Source organism: Cyclobacterium amurskyense, from assembly GCF_001050135.1.
In the GTDB taxonomy this organism is placed as follows: domain Bacteria; phylum Bacteroidota; class Bacteroidia; order Cytophagales; family Cyclobacteriaceae; genus Cyclobacterium; species Cyclobacterium amurskyense.
Genome location: NZ_CP012040.1, coordinates 5,768,046 through 5,788,811 on the forward strand (window position 1 = coordinate 5,768,046; position 20,766 = coordinate 5,788,811).

The window sequence follows — 20,766 nt, forward strand, 5'->3', positions numbered from 1 at the left end:
ATGCAATTGTTTGACGTCTATCCCTTAATGAATGTCACTCCTGAAATAGCAAGTGGAGTTTATCTTTGGGACAATAAAGGACAAAAATATCTTGACCTATACGGTGGCCATGCCGTTATTTCAATTGGCCATTCTCACCCTCACTATATTAAAAGGATTGGTGACCAGTTAAATAAAATTGGCTTTTATTCTAACTCTGTACAAATCCCCCTTCAAGGTGAAATGGCAGAAAAGTTAGGTAAACTATCTGGATATGAAGACTACCAATTATTTCTGTGTAACTCCGGGGCTGAAGCCAATGAAAACGCATTAAAACTGGCCTCTTTTGAGACAGGAAAACCAGGTGTTATCGCATTTCATGGTGCTTTTCATGGAAGGACTTCCGGAGCAGTTGCCATTACTGACAATCCAAAAATTGTCGCCCCATTTAATAGCGGTCATAAAGTTTACTTCGAGGCCTTGGGCGATTTGGAAGCCGTTGAACAAAGGTTAAAAGAAGGTGAGATTGCAGCGGTTATCATTGAAGGGATACAAGGAGTTAATGGCATTCAGGTAGCCGAATCAGATTTTCTAATTGGTCTATCCACGCTCACCAAACAATATGGAGCCAAACTAATCCTGGATGAGGTTCAATCAGGCTATGGTCGAACTGGTAAGTTCTTCGCCCATCAATGGGCAAAAGACCTCTCTCCAGATCTCATCACCATTGCAAAAGGAATGGGCAATGGTTTCCCAATGGGGGGTGTACTGATACACCCAGATATTGAAGCAAAATATGGTTTATTGGGAACCACCTTTGGCGGAAATCACCTAGCATGCGCTGCAGGACTTGCCGTTTTAGAAGTTTTAGAAGATGAAAAGCTTATCAGCCATTCGGATAGCATGGGTGAATTCTTGATACAAGCATTGAAACAAGAATTTCCGGAAATACCTTCGGTAAGGGGAAAGGGTTTAATGATAGGATTCGATCTCACAGAAGAAGCTGCCAGCTATCGTTCAGAACTGATCAGCAACCACAAAATATTTACAGGAAGTGCTGCCTCAAAGAACACCATTCGCCTTCTTCCTCCACTTTGCGTGAAGAAAGAAGAATTGCAGCTATTTCTAAATAGTTTACGAGAAGTAATTAACAGCAGGAAGACCAAATAAAAGTCATGAAAAACTTTACTCAATTTGAAAACATTGACCTCGCAAATACCTTAATTGAAAAAGCGTTGGCCTTTAAAGGAAACCCTTTAGTCAATCGAAATAAAGGCAATGGAAAACGTATTGGTTTGATTTTCCTAAACCCTAGCTTGAGAACTAGGATGAGTACACAGCTGGCAGCCTCTAATCTGGGTGTGGAAAGTTTTGTCCTCAACATGGACAAAGAAAGCTGGGCGCTGGAAATGCAAGATGGTGTGGTGATGAACCAAAATAAAGTTGAGCATATAAAAGATGCTGCAGCAGTTTTGGGTGGCTATTTTGATATTCTAGCCATCAGGGCATTCCCCACCCTTACTAATAAAGATGAGGACGTTAGCGACTTTGTCATCAATCAATTTATCAAATACTCTGGAGTACCAGTGGTTAGCCTTGAAAGTGCCATAAGACATCCATTGCAAAGTCTGGCGGATATGGTGACAATCCGGGAGAACTTTAAGGAAAAAAGGAAACCAAAAGTAGTCCTTACCTGGGCCCCACATATCAAATCGATACCTCACGCAGTGGCCAATTCCTTTTCTGAATGGGCACTGGGTTGTGAACATGAATTGACAATAACGCATCCCCATGGATATGAATTGGATAAAAAATTCACCAATGGAGCAAAAATAGAATACGACCAAACTGCAGCCCTTGCAGATGCTGACTTTGTCTATGTCAAAAACTGGAGTGCCTTTACCCCCTATGGCAAAATCCTTAGTGTTACTGGAGACTGGCTACTGAATGAAGAAAAGTTTGGAGACAATAAACAGGCCAAGGTAATGCACTGCTTACCTGTTAGAAGAAACCTTGAGTTAAGTGACGAAATATTAGATGGAGAAAGAAGCCTTGTACAAAACCAGGCTAAGAACAGAATTTTTGCTGCTCAAGCAGTAATTGACAGCATGCTTTAAATGAATCTAATGGAAATCAGTGTAATTAAGATCGGCGGAAACGTTATAGACCACAAGGAAAACTGTACCCAGTTTCTAAAGTTATTTGCCAATTTCCCTGGAGTAAAAGTACTTGTTCATGGAGGGGGAGTTATGGCAAGTCGTATTGGCAGTTCTCTGGGGATTGTTCCCAATATGCACAATGGGAGAAGAATCACCGACAAAGAAACATTGGACGTGGTCACTATGGTTTATGCAGGTCTAATCAATAAAAACCTTGTCGCTGAACTGCAATCCTATGGCCAAAATGCCATTGGACTGACAGGTGCAGATGGAAATGCAATTACCTCTAAGAAACGCCCCGTAAAAGAAGTGGACTTTGGTTTTGTAGGAGATGTAGAAAAGGTGAACACTGTACTTTTGGAAACCCTTTTGCAGCAAGACATAGCCCCTGTATTTTCGGCGATAACCCATGACGGTCAGGGGCAATTGTTAAATACAAATGCAGACACCATTGCTTCAGAAATCGCTACCTCATTGGCAAAAAAACACCAAGTGAAACTTTACTTCTGTTTTGACAAAAAGGGTGTTTTGATGGACGCTGATGATCCATCCACTTTGGTTCCTTTAATCAATGAAGACATATTTAAAAAACTGCTAAACGATCAAGTGATCCATTCTGGCATGATTCCAAAATTGGAAAATGCTTTTAATGCTCTTGACAAAGGGGTGTCAAATGTATGGATGGGCTTACCAGAAAACCTGCTACTTGCTTCAAAGGGAGAAAATGCAGGAACAATCATTGGATCGAAATAAAATATTTGTATTGAACAAAATACATTAAGGTGGCCTGTTGCTATCTAAAACTACAAGAAATTTGGAAGCACTAGAAAATTTGAAATTTGAGGCGATTGATCTTTTAAAAGCTTTAATCAGTACTCCTTCTCTTAGTAAAATGGAGGACAAGACGGCTGATTTAATTCAAGCTTTTTTTGAAGGAAAAGGCATCAAATCTCACAGAAAAGGTAACAATATATGGGCTTTCAACAGGCATTTTGATCCCTCATTACCTACCCTACTGCTCAATTCACATCATGACACCGTGAAGCCCAACCAAGGCTACACCCTCGATCCCTATTCCCCATTGGAAAAGGATGGTAAGCTTTTCGGACTTGGCTCCAATGATGCTGGAGGCTGCTTGGTAAGCCTGATGGCGACCTTTGTGTATTATTACGAAAAAGTCATGCCAGTCAACCTGCTCATTGTGGCTTCGGCAGAAGAAGAAATAAGTGGACGCGGTGGCATAGAATCTGTTCTTTCAGACCTACCGGTTCTTGATGCTGCAATAGTTGGAGAACCTACCCTTCTTAAAATGGCAGTAGCAGAAAAAGGTTTAATGGTCATAGATGCGGTCGTAAATGGCGTAGCAGGTCATGCAGCTAGAGAAGAGGGCACCAATGCCATATATGAAACCCTTACGGACCTTTTGACGATCAAGGACTTTAAGTTTAAAAAAGAATCTCTTTTCCTAGGCCCTAATAAGGTTTCAGCTACCATAATTAATGCAGGTAGTCAACACAATGTAGTTCCTGACAAATGTACCTATACCCTTGACGTACGGGTAACTGATGCTTATACCCTAGAAGAGGCTTTGGAGGAATTAAAAATGAATTTAAAAGCAAAGCTTACGCCTAGATCACTAAGGTTGAAATCCTCTTTTATTGTGGATAATCATCCTATGGTATTAACGGCTAAAAAAATGGGTTTGGAAATGTACGGAAGCCCAACATTGTCAGACCAGGCTTTAATCCCATACCCATCAGTTAAAATAGGCCCTGGAGATTCGGCAAGGTCCCATACCGCTGATGAATTTATTTATATAGATGAACTGAAGGAAGGAATCTCATTATATGTTACACTCTTGGAAAATTATTTTTCCATAACAAAAAGAACTACCCAATGAAGCTTTGGCAAAAAGATAAAACAAGTAAAAAAGAAGTAGAAGCTTTTACCATAGGAAGAGATCCGGAATTTGATCTTCTTCTAGCACCCTTTGACGTGACAGGATCCATGGCACATGCCATCATGCTGGAATCAATAGGCTTGTTAACCAAGGAAGAGTTAGATATCTTAAAAAAAGGCTTAAAAGAAATACGGGAGGAAATCAGCGAAGGAAAATTCAGCATAGCCCCGGGTGTAGAAGATGTGCATAGCCAGGTCGAATTTCTACTTACAGAGCGATATGGTGATGTAGGAAAAAAGCTTCACAGTGGGCGTTCCAGAAATGATCAGGTTTTGGTAGACCTGAAACTGTACTATAGAAAGGCCATCAAAGAAACCGTTACGGAAATTGAAAACCTTTTCCAATTGCTAACCCATTTGGCGGAAAAACACAAAGATGATTTGATGCCGGGCTATACCCACACTCAATTGGCCATGCCTTCATCCTTTGGCTTGTGGTTTGGCTCACTTGCGGAAGGATTGGCTGAAGACATGGATTTGTGGCAAACAGCGTACAATTTAGCCAATAGAAACCCTTTGGGTTCTGCAGCAGGATACGGAAGCTCATTTCCATTGAACAGGACTATGACAACAGAATTGCTGGGCTTTGGAGACATGCACTATAATGTGATCAATGCTCAGAACAGTAGAGGTAAGACTGAAAAAACCCTTTCCTTTGCTATGGCAGGTACGGCCGGCACATTGAACAGGCTTGCTACAGATTCTATAATGTTTATGAACCAGCATTTTGGCTTTATTAGTTTTCCTGATGAATTGACTACTGGCTCTAGTATTATGCCTCATAAAAAGAATCCTGATGTTTTTGAATTGATTCGTGCCAAAACCAATCAAATACAAAGCTACCCGCAGCAAATAATGATGCTATTAACAAATATGAGCACAGGTTATCACCGTGACTTGCAATTGTTAAAAGAAACTACTTTCCCTGCTTTCGATCAATTGAATGACAGCTTAAAAATTGCTCAGTTAATGCTTGAAAACATTAGCATAAAGCAAGACCTTTTAGATGATGGTTTTTATGCTTATTTATTTAGTGTAGAGGAAGTCAATAGGCTTGTATTGAATGGTGTTCCATTCAGGGATGCATACAAAAAAGTAGGCATGGACATAGAAAAAGGAGCCTTTACCCCTGGTAAAAAAATAAAACATACTCATGAAGGTAGTATTGGACAGCTTTGCTTGAAGGAGATTGACAATAAAATGGAACAATCTAAGATAAACTTTGCCGAAGCAGAAAAAGCAGAAGCAACCCTTTGGGGTACCAATGCTTAAATTAAATCTTCTATAAGGTATCCCATTACTGCCATCAAGCTCCTGAGTAAATGGGACAAAAATAATAAGGCCATGCCCAACTATAATGTTTGACATGGCCTTATTTTTTTAATGTTAATAGTTTTTAATGTTATTAGATGGTCTGTAGCCTTACTTATATATTAAACCCGAAATATGCAATAGACATTCTATTACATAATCCGGGTTAAACAGACACAAGAACATTGAGCACTATGGGATTCCACACCCAGAAATTACCGTTTTAAAGTGAAAATATTAAAAAAGTCGAATCTTCTATCTCGCTTTTTAAACTTATATTTCATTTTTGCATAGGTATAATTAGGGATAATTCTAAACGACAGCAAAATCGCTATGCCCATCAAAATAGCAGATCCAATAAAAAGATATTCAAAATTGTATCCTGCATCCACAATCAAACCGTAAATGGCTGGACCTATAGCTGAACTAAGCACCATTATGGATGCAAAAATACTTCGTACTTTACCTATATAGGCAGTACCGAATAGTTCCACTTGTAAAGCTGACATAATGGAATTACCCACCCCGGCTGAGGCTCCCATTAAAATCATGTAGGGGAAAATCACTAATGGATCACTGATCTGCCAAATGAAAATGATCGCAATTAAAAAAGGTATAAGGTAGTAAGGGAAAAATGTTCTCGCTGAATACTTGTCTATCAATGGCCCGGAGAACAAAATTGCTATTGATCCTGCAATCGCATAAAAGGTAAGTCCTACAGCCATCCATTCCAAACTCCATCCTTTGAAATCAGCTATTGCAAACTGGTAAAAAAACAAACCAGTAACGGTAAAGGCAAGAACAAAGAGGTTAGGTGCCAAGATCCAAAAACTTTTCGTTTTCATGATCTCCCATTGAGAAATTTCCTTTTTGGAACCTGTAGCTGAAGTATCAACATCCTCTTGATATACCACAAGTTTTTTCTCATCAATAAAAAAGTACAGGTACAAAGGCACCATGATAAGAACTATCAATGCATTGACCAGAAGCGATTCTCTCCAACCGAAAACATTGATCAAAGCCACCACCATTATTGGTAAAGCAGCCTGTCCAAAAGGATGCCCAAGTGAAGCCATACTAATTGCTTTCCCCCTACCCTTAATAAAATACTTTGACATGGAAGTAATGGCAATATGACTGAACAGACCTTGCCCGGCAATCCTCAAACCAAAAAAAGCAACGGGTAAAAAGAACCAGTAATGGTTAAAGCTCATTAAGAGCATGGAAAGGATAAAAACAACTGTGGTAAGTAGGGTATATTTTACCAAACTTACCTTATCAATGTATTTCCCAACCTGAGGTAATAAAAAGGCACTTGCGATAGTGGCAATCATGTAATAAACACTTATCTGGGCATTTTGAAGCGAAAATTCTTCAATCAAATAAGGCACATATAAGGCCAAAAGATACGTTTGTCCATAACCCGATAGACATGTCATTAACAAGCCAAAAATCAACAACTTCTTATTCTCAAATACAAAATTCCAATAACTCATCTTTGACAATTTATTTATACAGGGAAATAAATAAGGTTTTTTGGGTAAAGGAAATTATAATTTGCAAAATTAAGTAAATATTTAGGTTATTAACACCAATTAACCAAATGAAAAAAAGATATATGCAAAATATAAATTTATAGTAATTATTATCCTTGATTAAAAAAGCCTGGCCTACACTTTCCAAAAAGGCAATGCTAAAAAAATCTAATCAATATAATTTTTATAAAGCACAACCATACTAATGGTATAGTCATTTATTTTTACTTATTTAGCCGTTTGTTAACAGAAAATCATAATTACCATGACTACCGGATTTCAACACCTACATTCATTTCTGGCCTATATCGTTTTGGCAGGAATTATATTTAGTTTTATTTCTGCCCTAATCGGTGCATTAAGTGGCAAAGAATTTAGTGAAAAAGACCGTAAATTTGGCTTGATCGGGATGATACTTGCCCACATCCAATTGTTAGTAGGTATTGGAGTTTACTTTTTAAGTCCAGTCGGACTGTCTAACCTTAGTGGTGAAACGATGGGAGATTCCATGAGCAGATTGTATGCCCTAGAGCATCCACTTATTAATATTATTGCCATCGCACTCATTACCATCGGATATAGCAGAGCCAAAAAATTAACAGAAAGCAAAAGCCGATTTAGAAGCATCTACATGTTCTACGGTGTTGCCTTTATCCTAATCTTAAGCCGAATTCCTTGGGATGCCTGGTTGAATTAATCAACAAGGGACATGGATAGAAATATACTTTTGGAGATTGTTTCAAAAAAAATGCCTTTTGGCAAGTACAAGGACAGGCTTATCTGTGATGTACCTGAACATTATTTGATCTGGTTAAAACGGAATGGCTTTCCTAAAGGTAAGTTGGGAATGTGGCTGGAAACCATGTATGAGATCCGTGTTAACGGTTTGGAATACTTATTAGACCCTTTAAAAAAAAAATAGGGTATATTATATCGTATTATTGCCATAGTGTTGCAATTATAAAGTGATAAGGATACCTTTGTTTTATAATAAGTATTCCAATCCTTCAAAATACTACCGTGAGATTTACTTTTCTCCTAATATCCATTCTGCTAACACTAAGCCATCATCAAATTTCCGCACAATCTACCCCTAATTATAGAATTAATGGCATCGTATTAGATGAGTCAGGAGAACCATTGATGGCTACTATCCTAATTCATGAATTAGGGACAGGAACATCGGCAAACCTAGATGGACAATTCACTTTAAAAAACTTAAGGCCTGGAAATTACCATTTACATGTTTCCCACTTGGGATACAAGTCATTAACAGAAACAGTAATAATTGAGAACAGCGATATAAATCTCAAATGGCAGATGGAACCCTCTGCCATAACCCTTCAATCCCTTACCATTGAAGCCAATCCATTTAAAAACGGTCCCGTAGAACAATCACAGACCATTGATGTCATTGATAGGGATTTTATAGAAAGAAATAACTCAGGCACTTTTTCCAATGCCTTAGAAAAGCTCCCAGGAATCAGCACTATAAACACGGGGGTTGGCATAAGCAAACCGGTAATTCGTGGCATGAGTTCAAATAGAATTCAGGTCAATGACCGTGGAATAAAACAAGAAGGACAACAATGGGGTGCTGATCACGGATTAGAAATTGATCCATTTGATGTTGACCGTGTTGAAATTGTAAAAGGTCCAGCCTCACTAATTTACGGTTCTGATGGTATGTCAGGGGTGATCAATATCTCTCCTGCACCTTTGCCTATAAACGGTAACATTAACGGGCATTTGATTAATAGCTACCAGACGAACAATAACATGCGAAGTCATTCGGCGATGGTGGAAGGCAATCAAAATGGGTTTATTTTCAAGGGCAGACTCACCTTTCAAGATTACCAGGACTATCGCGTTCCTGCCGATGAATATACCTATGCAGGCTTCGTTTTGCCTGTTTATGAAAACCGCCTGAAAAATACCGCTGGTAAAGAAAGGCATTTTTCAATTATGACAGGTATTAGGAAAAATTGGGGCAAATCAACGCTTACTGTAAGTAGGTTTGGGCAGCAAGCCGGAATTTTCACAGGAGCTGTGGGCATACCTAATAGCTATAACCTTCAGCACAATGGTGATTACAGCAATATTGAACTACCCAACCAAGACAATTCCCATTTAAAAGTAATTTCTAATACCACCATTCAATTGGGTAAAAATTGGCTGGAAATGGATTTGGCTTACCAACGCAATGAAAGGTTAGAAAAATCCCTTCCTCATGCACACGGTATAAATTCTAGCGATCAAGGCAATCTTGCATTGGCCCTTTATCTCAACACCTATACAGCCAACTTTAGATACAACCGCCAAATTAACAATAAACAACAAGCCATTATTGGTTTTCAGTCTAGTATAATGGACAATCAATTTGGTGGTTTCGAGTTTCTTTTACCAAAGTTTCAATCAAAATCTGCTGGTCTATTTTACTTTCACGAGTACCGCTTGCTAGACAATTTCATCATAAATGCTGGCCTAAGGATGGATATTGCAAAACACCAGATTGACGCCCACTCCCAGCCCGTTTACAGTAGTGCTGGAGAACCTACAGGAAATGAAGTCCTTAGAAACCCTGACATTGACCGCAACTACGCCAATATGAGTGGTTCTACAGGTTTATCTTGGATCATAAGTAATAAGAGCAACATAAAATTCAACCTTGGAAGTAGTTACAGAATCCCTAGTCCAATAGAATTGTCAACCAATGGCATTCACCATGGAAACTTCAGACATGAACTGGGAAACTCATCCTTAAAAAGTGAGCGTAGTTTTCAGGGAGATTTAAACTTTACTTATTCGAAACATAATTTACTAATTGGCTTCAGTCCCTATCTGGCTTATTATTTGGGCTATATTTACCTGTCCCCAACCGCAAAATTCTCCACTTTGCCCGGAGCAGGGACCCTTTGGGAATACAGGCAAAACAATGCAATTTTCTCAGGAGGAGAGGCTAAAATTCATTGGGCGATAACACCTGAACTACAAACTAATCTGGTTGCGGAATATGTCTATAGCCATAATCTCGATACCAATTTACCACTTCCTTTAACTCCCCCAGCAAGTGTATTGGCCGGGGTAGAATGGGCCCTTCCTTACAAGAAAACTTGGCTACCAAATAGCAATTTCTTTATGGAGTACAGGCAAGTTGCCGCACAAAACAGGGTTGACAGAAATGAGCGAGTAACAAAAGGTTATGGACTACTTGAGGCAGGTATAGGAACAGAGTTCACTTTGGGCCAACAAATTTTGAAATTTAGAATTAGTGGGAAAAACTTATTAAATGCCTATTACTTTAATCATATGAGTAGATATAGGCTTTTAAATCTACCCGAACAAGGTCGAAATATTAATATTAGCCTGAAAATCCCCTTTGAAATAAAAAATCCATAGCAATCCCCTTCCCTTCTAGGAAATGTATTAAGTAATGTTTATAATTGCAACATAATTGCAATTGCAATACTACTGTATCTAACCATTAATGATTCATTTGAAAGATGAAAAAAGCCAACATTCTACTAGTCGGAATAATAATTCTTAATCTATTCTCATGTGAGACCAATAGCGAAGATCCTCAAGACCTAATGGCTCCAGAGATAGATCATGCTGATTCAGGTGATGAGATAAGCCCTGAAAACGGAGATGTTTTTACTGAAACAATGGACCATATTCCTGTTAGCTTTTCAGTTGAAGATCCATCTGGCATAGGACAAGTCAAAGTAAATGTGCATGCAAATTTTGATGGGCACAGCCATGCAAGAGTTCTTAGTGATTTTCAAAAGTTATCGATCGATGACATATATGCCGTAGATGCGAGTGACCAGAATTTTCAATTTCCTGCAAATTCTACCAGAGTCAATGTAAATTCAACAGCAACGGATATCTATTGGTCAGGAGCCAACTCTAGACTAAGTGCACCTGTATTGGCTGGTAAATACGACTTTTCTATATCAGCAACAGATATTCATGGCAATCAAACTAGCTTTGCAGACGGTTCAAGTTACCTGGCTACCATACATATAAGAACTCCCTATTCTCCAAGCATTTCAATAAATAACCTTGACGATGATGAACTGATAGGTACCAAAGGGCAGCCACTAACTGTGACAGGAGAAATCAGCAAAACCAGCCATGAGTTAAGTGCTCCATTGGCTTTTGTGTGGATAAAACTGGGCGAGGAAGAAGATGATGATCATGACCATGATGCACACAATGCAAGGATCAGTAATGAGGAACATGTTTATGACAAAATGTGGGGAAATTCTCAATGGCTGTCAGAAGGACAGGGCCCCGATTTGCCAAACGATCAAACAATTAATTTGGCAACACTCCTTACAGGTGAAGATGCCATCATCCTTCCAGCAACTGGTGAACACCTGGATCTTACCATTAGGGCTGAAGATGTTAATGGTAATTTTACCGAAAAGACATTCCATGTGGATATGGATTAATTTGTAAAATCCATAGAGATCTCAAACAATAAAAGGCCTAGCTGCATTTGCTACGCCTTTTATTGTTTTCTATACCGAATTGAATCTTTTTAACCCGGATTATGTAATAGAATTTCTCCGTCCTGACAATAGTCAGGGGTGAAGCCTGTCCCGTGTTTACGGGAAGTGTTGCAATCGCAAGAAAATCAGGCTGTTTGGAGATTTCAGCATAGCACCGCTATGGTGAAATTTATGATGAAATTGAAAACAGCAACGAAGTGGCTGATTTTAAAGCGATTTCAGCACGTAATAGATTGTCTATTACATATTTCGGGTTTATAATCCAAAACTTAAAATAACCGAATTAGGATTTAAAAAATTTATTAAACATTTTCATCTTCAATTCAAATCTATTACCACTTGATTTAAAACGCTTTGACCTGAATCCACCAAGTATTGCTCTATTTTTTCAATTTTTATTTTATCTTTTGAGATTCTTCTCAAAATAGAATCGTTAAAGCTTAAAAAACAGAAAAATAAAATTACTGCGATATATTTTAAAGAGAGTTTCATTTTTTTATGTTTAACAAATACCTAACAATGATTAAACAATATTGTTTTCATTATTACAAAAACAATGCAAAAAACCCCTGAAACCTGAAAAAAAATTACGATTTGAGTATTTGTGTCAATATTTACCTGCAATTGAGTCCATAATCCAGTAAAGGATCCACTTGGATACATTAAACATAGCGTTAAGTGCCAATATATAGGTTTACCTAAAAAAGGATAAACCCAATTCATTTAAGTTTGAAAACGGCAAAAATTATTCTACAATATTATTCCTGCCATTCAATTCATTCAATGTATGGTTAACTACACGCACTACATATTTATTATTATCTTTCATTACCTCCTGAAGCTTATCTTGTATTGTCCTGCTTTTTTCTCCTATCTCATCCAATACCAATGCTGCATTTAATCGAACCCATTCATCGCTACTTTTTAATGATTGAGTCAAAGTGGGTAGTCCGATCTCTTCATAACCTAATTTACAAAGCCCCCTTGCCGCTGCGATTTGTACGGATGGAAACTCGTCTTCCAATAAAGCAGTCAATTGGGAATGCAATTGTGGATTCCCTTTAACAGAATAATTGCCTATACCCGTTGCTGCCCAATAGCGCACTACCTCGTTATTGTGTGTAAGGTTATTGGTAAAAAGCTCAACATCATTAGACAAAGCTGTTTTCTGGATTTCATCCACGGGGATACTATTGTCTCTCCAAATCGAAAATATGGGTTTGCCATTACTTTCCTCCCAATCACGTAAAATTGGTTCTGGAATCAAGCCTGTATCCCCTACTCTAGTAGACCAGGCAAGGTGCGCCTTTCTCATTTCCTTTAGTTTCTTTGAATACTCTGGGTCCTGAGCCAAATTATTAAGCTCCAATGGGTCATTGATAAGGTCAAACAATTCCTCTACAGGTTTATTTTCAGCCATTAATTTCACCCCAGCCTCAGGTAGGTTTCCTTCAGAATAAGCCCTTCGTATTTCCTGCATAATTTCTCCTTTTTCGGGTGTATTCATATACTGCACAAAGGGCTTAGTAAATTCGTAATAACGGATATATTTAAACTCCTTATCCCTCACGGCCCTTTGCATGTCATAGCGCTCATCCATGCGGTCCCTTGAAGCATAGACATATTCTCTTTCAGGACTTAGATGATTACCTAAAAAAGCTCTGCCTTGCATATTCTCAGGCTTTGGAATGCCTGCAAGGTTTAAAGCGGTCGGCGCCAAATCTACAAAACTAACCAACTCATCTTCCTTATTCCCTGCACTTTGAGGAACCAAATGGCTATAGGCTTCAGGCGCATATACGATCAAAGGCACCTTCAAGCCTGTGTCATACAACCACCTTTTGTGCATAGGCACACCTGCACCATGGTCGGAATAAAACATGATAATGGTGTTTTCCGCCAATCCGTCCTCCTTTAATTGGACAACTATATCTGACACATAATTATCTAAAGCCGTTATATTATTGTAATACCTGGCCCACAATTCATTGACAATTGGAGTGTTCGGAAAATACGGTGGAAGCCGAACCTCACCTGATTTTATTAATTGGTCTTGGTGAATATCCTTAACCACTCCTTGATGCTTTTCTTTCAAATTGGTCGCACTTTCATGAGTACCTGTAAAGTTAAAAACAGCAAAAAACGGTTGGTCCTTATTTTTTCTATTTCTCCAATGTGCCTTTTTTCCTGACTCATCCCAAATTTTGGCCGCATCATAAACCAGGTTGTAGTCCTCTTTGCTATTGTTTGTACAATAATAGCCGGCCTCTCTCAAATACTCAGGGTAATATTTAAATGCTTCAGGAAACTTACCTTTGCTTCGCATGTGTTGGGAACCAATGGAAGATTGGTGCATTCCTGTGGCAATGGACGAGCGGGCTGGAGCACATACTGGAGCCGATGCGATGGCATTGGTGTACATTACCCCATCTTTTGCCAATTGGTCTAAAAATGGGGTGCGGGCAAATTCATCCCCATAACAGCCCAAATTTGGACTGATATCTTCAGTGGTAATCCATAAGATATTGGTTTGCAACTTCTTAGGAGTTTGGCCTTTACAGGGTAATACTAAACTTAATCCGCAGCCAAAAATTAAAGCAATGTAACCTATATTCTTAATTTGAGACCTCATGTATATGATATATTAAAAGTTAAAGTAAACCTAAGTATGTCCTTCCAAATATGTTTTAAAAAAGGACTCATCTAAAATAATGGAATAAAAAGCCATTGCAAATTATATTTTGATAAATCACAATAGATTCGATTTAAAAAGAAACAATTAAATGAGATAGTTTTTCAAAATATTCGTGTTTTGGCTATCTTACTTTATTATTGTTTTTTTGTCTATAAGAAGAGTTGGACATCCTATTTATCTCACTTAAAATACTCAAGCATAATCATGAAGGCACTCATTTTTGAAAGATATGGTTTACCTGAAAAGGTATTAAAATTAAGTGAGCAAGCTACTCCTGTGCCCGAAGACAATGAAGTTTTGGTGAAAATTCGATGTACAGCGATCAATGATTACGATTGGAGCTTGGTAAGGGGAAAGCCATATTTGTACCGGCTTATGTTTGGATTGACCAAGCCAAAATCGAAAATCATGGGAATGGAGTTGTCTGGAACAGTGGCTCAGGTTGGTGCTAAGGTAAAAGATTTCGTCCTCGGTGATGAAGTATTTGGAGACACTTCCAATCATGGGTTTGGAACATTTGCTGAATACATTTGTATCCATCAGGATGCATTGGCTCACAAGCCTAAATCTATGTCATTTGAATCAGCAGCTGCTCTGCCTCATGCTGCTTTATTGGCTCTACAGGGATTGAAAGCTATTGGCAAGATAAAAGAAGGCATGAAAGTGCTAATTAACGGCGCAGGTGGCGGTGTTGGAACTTTGGCTCTACAGCTAGCGAAAATGTATGCTTGTGAAGTGACCGGGGTAGACAATAAAGAAAAACTAACAATGCTTAAGGCCATGGGGTATGATCATGTAATAGATTACAATACAGAAGATTTTACTCAAAATGGCCTACAATATGATTTAATACTCGATTGCAAAACCAATAAATCTCCATTTGCTTACTATCGCGCCTTGAAACCTGAAGGCAAATATGTGAGTATTGGTGGAAACCTTAATGATTTGATATGGGTTTTGATTTGGGGTAAGCTACTTCTACCTTTCTCCAACAAAAAGCTAAATATTTTAAGCCTCAAGCCCAATGTTGGATTAGAAGAAATTGCAACTCTCTATGACAATAAACAGCTTAAACCCGTTATAGATGGCCCTTATCCCTTGGAGTCTACCGCAGAAAAACTACAGCTTTTTGGCGAGGGAAAGCATAAAGGAAAGGTAATAATCGCCATTCAATCCTAGTTACATGTATTTTGGCAAAAATGATCTTCTCCCAAGCCATTTAAGAAAGTGGGAATTAAATTTAACCATAAGGTTAATACATAAACGCTTCGCTATAGGTTCAGCTTCATTATATCCATCATTCTTGCAGAATTTATTAGAGTTCGGTAATTGAATTTAACTCATTAATTCATTTGGTATCATTTCTAAAACTACCCTTTGGCTGAACCATTTACTTCAGACTAGAAAGAAGTCTTGTTAGAGCTATAGTCTCATTTGAACTCATTTCCGAATGATTTTTAAGTTTCATTTATAAATTATTCCTATATTTAATTTTATTTAACAAAGTCATTTATAATCAATTATTATTTAAACCCAAATTATATGAATATTTCATTAGCTAACGCTGAAAAGGTTATTGCCGCTGCCAAGGAAAAATCCAAAGCTATTGATACTAAAATGAATATTGCAGTAGTAGATGCAGGAGCCAATCTTCTTGCCTTTGCACGCATGGATGGAGCTTGGTTAGGTTCATTGGACATCTCCATTAAAAAAGCCAAAACTGCTCGTTTCTTTGACATGAATACGGGGACAATAGGGGAATTGTCTCAGCCAGGTGGATCCTTGTACAATATTGAGCATTCCAACAATGGACTCATTACTTTCCCTGGTGGGGTGCCTTTAAAAAATAGTGCTGGTGATATAGTGGGGGCAATTGGCGTAAGCGGGAGTTCCGTGGAAAATGACCATGCTGTGGCTGAAGCTGGAGCAAAAGCTTTATAAATTTAAAAGCCCTATTTGCCGGGCAAATTTGTGATAATTTGCCCGGAATATTTTTTACTTTTACCTGGTTCTAATCAGTTTTTATTTACAGACCAATCTACCATTTACTCTTCAAACAGGTAATTATAGGCTTCTAGCTTATTCAAATCTGGTTTGAAAATCTTGTTTATAGGTTTTTGGGGTCATTCCCATTCTTTCTTTGAATTGTCGGTTAAAATTTGAAAGCGTATTGAATCCGCTATCATAACTCACTTCGCTAATATTGAGGTTTTCGGAATGCAATAATTTACAAGCATGACTAATCCGAACTTCTGATAAAAAATCAGAAAAGGATTTATTCATTCTGGATTTAAAATAGCGGGAAAAAGAGCTGCTAGTCATGTTAATTAAGGCCGCAACCTCTTCCTGCTTGATGTCTTGCTGGAAATGATCCATAACAAATTCATGTACCCTACTCATTCTATCCTTTTCAGATTCCTTATTGGCATTGGTATATCCTGCCTGAACAATGGTCTTAACCTCATTGGATCTTGAAATAAGTAATAATATTTCCAGGAGTCCGATAATCCTTTCCAAACCCTTCTTTTGAACCAATTGGATCATACGCTCTCTGACCAAGGTATTGGTTTCTCCAGTTACTTCCAGACCCAAGGACGCTCTTTTCAACAGATTTTGAAGCTCTTCAAACTCGTCTTTCTCTCCCATGTCTTTTCCTAAAAATCCTTCTGGAAAATAAACGACAATTCCTCTAGTCATGAGTTGGCTATCCTTTTCAAAATATTCCTGATCATTTCTCCACAGGTGAGGTAAATTAGGACCTGTAAAAACCAGGTCATTTGGCTTAAATGAGCGCATATCATCCCCTACAAACCTGGTTCCTCTTCCCTCCATTACCAAGAAAAGTTGGTACTCTGGATGGAAGTGCCAGTTTTTGTCAAAATTAGGAGCTATTAGCTCTTTCACCACAAAAGCGCTTTGCTCTGGAATACGTGATTTTTGAAAAGCTTTCTTCAATAGTAATTATTTAATGCTATTTACTAGATCAAATTTAGATAAAAATGATAAAAAACAGTCGTAATTAGATAAAAAACAGTAAGCAATTCCTTATTAAAACGTCCAAATTAGTATTTTGAAATAGGAGAACAATATTACCCAAACAATAATTACCATGAAAAACCTAGGGATAATTGCCTTTGCCATGCTGATTTGGATGTCATGTGGCACCAAATCTAACAGGATTGAACTATCAGATGGGCCAAGGAGGGCAGAAATACTATTTCTCGGCCACGAAAGCACGCATCATGATTCTGAAAAATTAATGCCCATACTTGCCAGGCATTTATTCCAAAAAGGAATCAACCTAACTTACACTGCTGACCCTAACGACCTTAACGAAGAAAAATTAAGACTTTATGATGGGCTTATGATCTATGCCAATCATGAGGCTATTTCAGCAGAACAAGAAGTAGCGCTTAAAAATTATGTTGAGGGTGGTAAAGCTTTGATTCCTATTCACAGTGCCTCATTTTGTTTCCAAAATTCTGATTGGTTTATAAAAACTGTGGGAGGGCAATTTTCTTCTCATGGAACGGGTGAATTTAGTACTTCTATTACAGATCCCTCTCATCCTGTGATGGAGGGGATATCTTCTTTCACTACTTGGGATGAGACCTATGTGCACAGTCAATTAAACAAAGACATGACCATCTTGATGGAAAGGACTGAGGGAGATAGAAAAGAACCCTACACCTGGGTAAGAGAACAAGGAAAAGGACGTGTTTTTTATACAGCTTATGGTCATGACGAAAGAACGTGGAATCAACCTGAATTTCAAAAATTAGTTGCCAATGGTGTATTATGGGCTATCGGAGACAAGGTGGCTAAACAGGTGGCTGAGTTTGATATACCTCAACCTCAATTTGAGGATGCGGAAATCCCCAATTATGAAAACAATGACCCTGCCCCTAGGTACCAACTTCCACTTTCACCTGAAGAATCAATGAAATTGGTGCAGGTCCCTGTAGGTTTTGAATTGCAGCTTTTTGCTTCAGAACCAGACATTATCAACCCAATGGCCATTGCATGGGATGATAAGGGACGGCTTTATGTCATTGAAACATCAGACTACCCCAATGAAGTAAGAAAAGAAGGGGGCAATGATAAAATCAAAATCCTAGAGGATACAGATGGTGATGGAAAAGCCGATAAAATCACTGTTTTTGCAGATGGCCTAAATATTCCTACTAGCATGGTCTATGTCAATGGAGGTATATTGCTTTCCATGGCTCCAGATTTCCTGTTTCTAAAAGACACCAATGGGGACGATAAGGCAGATATTAGGGAAACCATCATTACAGGCTGGGGAAAAAGTGACACCCATGCTGGTCCTTCGAATTTAAAATATGGTTTTGACAATAAGATTTGGGGTGTTTTAGGTTACTCCGGTTTTAAAGGAGAAACAGAGGGCAGAGCCTTGTCCTTTAGTCAGGGAGTTTACCGATTTTCTCCTGACGGCAGCAACCTTGAGTTCCTCGGAAATACCAGCAACAATACCTGGGGTTTAGGTTTCACTGAAGAATTTAATACTTTTATTTCTACTGCAAATGGCCAGCACAGCGCTTATCTTGCTATGCCCAATAAATTTGTAAAACGACCTGTAAATGGAGGCTCGGTCAACGCTGTTCATGGTATAGACAGCCATTATGATATGCCACACCTTACCCCATTTTTACGTCAGGTAGATTGGCATGGCAGTTATACAGCTGCAGCCGGACACAATTTTTACACCGCTAGAAGTTTTCCCAAAAATTACTGGAACAAAGTCGCTTTTGTGGCAGAACCTACGGGTAGGGTTTTACACAATGCCATAATAAGCCCTGAAGGCTCAGGTTTTAAAGAAAAGAATGGCTTTAACTTATTAGCGAGTTCGGACGAATGGTTTTCTCCTGTTCATGCTGAAGTGGGACCTGATGGAGCACTTTGGGTAGCAGATTGGTACAATTTCATTATTCAACACAACCCAACTCCAAAGGGATTTGAAAACGGGGAAGGCAATGCCTATATCAATCCACTTCGAGACTCCAAACACGGTAGAATCTACCGACTGATCTATAAAGGAGGAGATTACAAAACGATGAACATCGATCCTTTAAATAACAATGACCTTATAAGTGGCTTGAAAAGTGACAATATGTTCTGGAGGATGACCGCTCAGAAGCTTATTGTAGAAAACCAAAATACATCGATAATAGAAGATTTACTCCAACTTATAGCTGACCAATCTGTAGATGAAATCGGATTAAATTCTCCAGCCGTTCATGCCTTATGGGCCCTGCATGGAACAGGTGCTTTGGATGGCAGTAATGTAAAAGCTATGGAAGTTGCAATAAAGGCGCTGAAACACCCTGCTGCCGGAGTTAGAAAAAATGCCATTCGGGTATTGCCTAAAAGCGAAGAGGTATTAAAAGCAATTTTAGATGCTAATCTGATTAAGGATAAAGACCTTAACACCCGAAAAGAGGCATTGCTTGCCATTGCAGAAATGCCTTCTTCCCCAGATGTTTCAGATTTACTTTTAGCTGCCAGTCAAGATGATGAAAATGCTTCTGATGAATATATTCCTCAAGCCTTATTTGCAGCAACAATCACCCATCCTTCTGCTTTTGATCCTTCTTCAACTGCACTTCAGCAGATTGACAAAGCCGATTCATTATTGACTTTAGAAGAGCGAGTAGCCAAGAGCCTTATCGAAGAACAATACAGTTTAGATAGAAGATCTGGAGTTCCGTTTCCACCACAAATAGCTGGTAAGGAAATTAGAATTCAGGCCACCTTAAGCAAAACGGCTAAACCTTTGGAAGGGATAATCGTGGCACAGGGTAACAAAACCAATGGTTATAGTTTGTATATTCAAAACAATACCATATACTGGTTGGTAAAACAAAATGGAAAAACCTACCAGGCTGTTTCAAGAGGAAAAATACCCAATCAACAATTTGTATTACAAGCAAGCCTAGAGAATAGTGGAAAAATGGAAATAAGCATTGATGACATTGCCCTTGCAAAAAGCAATGCCCAAGGCCTTTTCACTGAGAATTTTGACCAGGACAGGGTTAGAATCGGACATGACAATATGGGTTCTTCTCAGGTAGGGGATTACAAGGATCGTTTTTACTTTAATGGAAGAATGAATTCAAGGGCATCTTACCTCAACCTTAAAGTACCAATATTAGGTGATGAACCTGAATCACTTGAATCAGAACAAGCTCAGTCTCCAACAAACAATGCAGGTGCAGTAACAATCAAAATGGGAGTCATTGCTCATGAAATGAAATTTGATAAAGCCAGCTTCAAGGTAAAAGCAGGGCAACAGGTAACCATTGATTTCGTAAACAATGACTTCATGCAACACAACCTGTTGGTAGGTAAATCAGGGAGTTTAGAAATCATCGGCAAAGCTGCGGACGAATTGGCTAGAGACCCCAAGGGCATTGACATGAATTTTGTCCCAAAGATACCAGAGATAATTGCTGCTACTCCATTGGTAAATCCTGAAGGTAATGAAAGCTTGGTATTCACTGCTCCAAGTACCCCTGGAGAATACCCTTTTCTTTGTACAGTCCCAGGACATTGGAGAATTATGAATGGAATAATGATTGTAGAATAGGATT

The 20,766-nt window shown here is 38.5% G+C and carries 16 protein-coding genes; 12 read left to right on the forward strand and 4 right to left on the reverse strand.

Annotated features, from left to right (window positions below; translation table 11 throughout):
* The 5 genes from CA2015_RS22855 (at nt 1) to argH (ending at nt 5,369) form a co-directional block, all read left to right on the forward strand.
* A complete protein-coding gene (locus CA2015_RS22855; protein ID WP_048643995.1) occupies nt 1-1,149 on the forward strand; it encodes an aspartate aminotransferase family protein in 1,149 nt (382 codons plus the stop codon).
* A 5-nt stretch (nt 1,150-1,154) separates the two neighbouring features.
* Nucleotides 1,155-2,096, forward strand: coding sequence for a Rossmann-fold NAD(P)-binding domain-containing protein (locus tag CA2015_RS22860; RefSeq protein WP_048643996.1), 942 nt, complete (start codon nt 1,155-1,157; stop codon nt 2,094-2,096).
* A 9-nt stretch (nt 2,097-2,105) separates the two neighbouring features.
* Nucleotides 2,106-2,891, forward strand: coding sequence for an acetylglutamate kinase (gene argB, locus CA2015_RS22865; RefSeq protein WP_048644712.1), 786 nt, complete (start codon nt 2,106-2,108; stop codon nt 2,889-2,891).
* A gap of 61 nt (nt 2,892-2,952) precedes the next feature.
* Complete coding sequence (locus CA2015_RS22870; protein WP_048644713.1) at nt 2,953-4,038, forward strand: M20 family metallo-hydrolase; 1,086 nt, start codon at nt 2,953-2,955, stop codon at nt 4,036-4,038.
* Nucleotides 4,035-5,369 carry an argininosuccinate lyase gene (gene argH, locus CA2015_RS22875; RefSeq protein ID WP_048643997.1) on the forward strand — a complete coding sequence of 445 codons (1,335 nt, stop codon included), beginning with the start codon at nt 4,035-4,037 and terminating at the stop codon, nt 5,367-5,369. Before CA2015_RS22870 ends, argH begins: the two co-directional genes overlap by 4 nt.
* Before the next feature lie 254 nt (nt 5,370-5,623).
* On the opposite strand, the gene CA2015_RS22880 is transcribed toward argH, so the two are convergent.
* A complete protein-coding gene (locus CA2015_RS22880) occupies nt 5,624-6,904 on the reverse strand; it encodes an MFS transporter (protein WP_048643998.1) in 1,281 nt (426 codons plus the stop codon).
* Nucleotides 6,905-7,208: 304 nt separating this feature from the next.
* On the opposite strand from CA2015_RS22880, the gene CA2015_RS22885 reads away from it, so the two are divergent.
* From CA2015_RS22885 to CA2015_RS22900, 4 genes are all read left to right on the forward strand, one after another.
* On the forward strand, nt 7,209-7,640 hold the full coding sequence (locus CA2015_RS22885) for a hypothetical protein (RefSeq protein WP_048643999.1): 432 nt from the start codon (nt 7,209-7,211) through the stop codon (nt 7,638-7,640).
* Between the two features lie 12 nt (nt 7,641-7,652).
* A complete protein-coding gene (locus CA2015_RS22890; RefSeq protein ID WP_048644000.1) occupies nt 7,653-7,865 on the forward strand; it encodes a DUF3820 family protein in 213 nt (70 codons plus the stop codon).
* Nucleotides 7,866-7,963: 98 nt separating this feature from the next.
* Nucleotides 7,964-10,342, forward strand: coding sequence for a TonB-dependent receptor (locus CA2015_RS22895; RefSeq protein WP_084011959.1), 2,379 nt, complete (start codon nt 7,964-7,966; stop codon nt 10,340-10,342).
* Between the two features lie 104 nt (nt 10,343-10,446).
* The gene (locus CA2015_RS22900) at nt 10,447-11,400 is read left to right on the forward strand and encodes a DUF4625 domain-containing protein (RefSeq protein ID WP_048644002.1); all 954 of its coding nucleotides are present in this window, start codon (nt 10,447-10,449) and stop codon (nt 11,398-11,400) included.
* Nucleotides 11,401-11,778: 378 nt separating this feature from the next.
* On the opposite strand, the gene CA2015_RS24935 is transcribed toward CA2015_RS22900, so the two are convergent.
* Together CA2015_RS24935 and CA2015_RS22905 are read right to left on the reverse strand one after the other, a co-directional pair.
* Complete coding sequence (locus CA2015_RS24935) at nt 11,779-11,952, reverse strand: hypothetical protein (protein WP_157470574.1); 174 nt, start codon at nt 11,950-11,952, stop codon at nt 11,779-11,781.
* A gap of 253 nt (nt 11,953-12,205) precedes the next feature.
* On the reverse strand, nt 12,206-13,996 hold the full coding sequence (locus CA2015_RS22905) for a sulfatase-like hydrolase/transferase (RefSeq protein ID WP_169786507.1): 1,791 nt from the start codon (nt 13,994-13,996) through the stop codon (nt 12,206-12,208).
* Nucleotides 13,997-14,359: 363 nt separating this feature from the next.
* Between CA2015_RS22905 and CA2015_RS22910 the strand changes: the two genes are divergently transcribed.
* Together CA2015_RS22910 and CA2015_RS22915 are read left to right on the forward strand one after the other, a co-directional pair.
* Nucleotides 14,360-15,334, forward strand: a complete 975-nt coding sequence (locus CA2015_RS22910) for an NAD(P)-dependent alcohol dehydrogenase (RefSeq protein ID WP_048644004.1) — start codon at nt 14,360-14,362, stop codon at nt 15,332-15,334.
* A gap of 363 nt (nt 15,335-15,697) precedes the next feature.
* The gene (locus CA2015_RS22915; RefSeq protein WP_048644005.1) at nt 15,698-16,096 is read left to right on the forward strand and encodes a GlcG/HbpS family heme-binding protein; all 399 of its coding nucleotides are present in this window, start codon (nt 15,698-15,700) and stop codon (nt 16,094-16,096) included.
* Between the two features lie 138 nt (nt 16,097-16,234).
* Here the strand turns inward: CA2015_RS22915 and CA2015_RS22920 are convergent, their stop codons facing one another.
* Complete coding sequence (locus CA2015_RS22920) at nt 16,235-17,110, reverse strand: AraC family transcriptional regulator (protein WP_048644006.1); 876 nt, start codon at nt 17,108-17,110, stop codon at nt 16,235-16,237.
* A 154-nt stretch (nt 17,111-17,264) separates the two neighbouring features.
* On the opposite strand from CA2015_RS22920, the gene CA2015_RS22925 reads away from it, so the two are divergent.
* The gene (locus CA2015_RS22925; RefSeq protein WP_048644007.1) at nt 17,265-20,762 is read left to right on the forward strand and encodes a PVC-type heme-binding CxxCH protein; all 3,498 of its coding nucleotides are present in this window, start codon (nt 17,265-17,267) and stop codon (nt 20,760-20,762) included.
* The last annotated feature ends 4 nt before the right edge of the window (nt 20,763-20,766 follow it).

Bases quoted from the DNA above. Each gene is read 5' to 3' on its own strand.
- CA2015_RS22855 (WP_048643995.1), top strand. From the start codon at position 1: ATGCAATTGTTTGACGTCTATCCCTTAATGAATGTCACTCCTGAAATA.
- CA2015_RS22860 (WP_048643996.1), top strand. From the start codon at position 1,155: ATGAAAAACTTTACTCAATTTGAAAACATTGACCTCGCAAATACCTTA.
- argB (WP_048644712.1), top strand. From the start codon at position 2,106: ATGGAAATCAGTGTAATTAAGATCGGCGGAAACGTTATAGACCACAAG.
- argH (WP_048643997.1), top strand. From the start codon at position 4,035: ATGAAGCTTTGGCAAAAAGATAAAACAAGTAAAAAAGAAGTAGAAGCT.
- CA2015_RS22880 (WP_048643998.1), bottom strand. From the start codon at position 6,904: ATGAGTTATTGGAATTTTGTATTTGAGAATAAGAAGTTGTTGATTTTT.
- CA2015_RS22885 (WP_048643999.1), top strand. From the start codon at position 7,209: ATGACTACCGGATTTCAACACCTACATTCATTTCTGGCCTATATCGTT.
- CA2015_RS22890 (WP_048644000.1), top strand. From the start codon at position 7,653: ATGGATAGAAATATACTTTTGGAGATTGTTTCAAAAAAAATGCCTTTT.
- CA2015_RS22900 (WP_048644002.1), top strand. From the start codon at position 10,447: ATGAAAAAAGCCAACATTCTACTAGTCGGAATAATAATTCTTAATCTA.
- CA2015_RS24935 (WP_157470574.1), bottom strand. From the start codon at position 11,952: ATGAAACTCTCTTTAAAATATATCGCAGTAATTTTATTTTTCTGTTTT.
- CA2015_RS22910 (WP_048644004.1), top strand. From the start codon at position 14,360: ATGAAGGCACTCATTTTTGAAAGATATGGTTTACCTGAAAAGGTATTA.
- CA2015_RS22915 (WP_048644005.1), top strand. From the start codon at position 15,698: ATGAATATTTCATTAGCTAACGCTGAAAAGGTTATTGCCGCTGCCAAG.
- CA2015_RS22925 (WP_048644007.1), top strand. From the start codon at position 17,265: ATGAAAAACCTAGGGATAATTGCCTTTGCCATGCTGATTTGGATGTCA.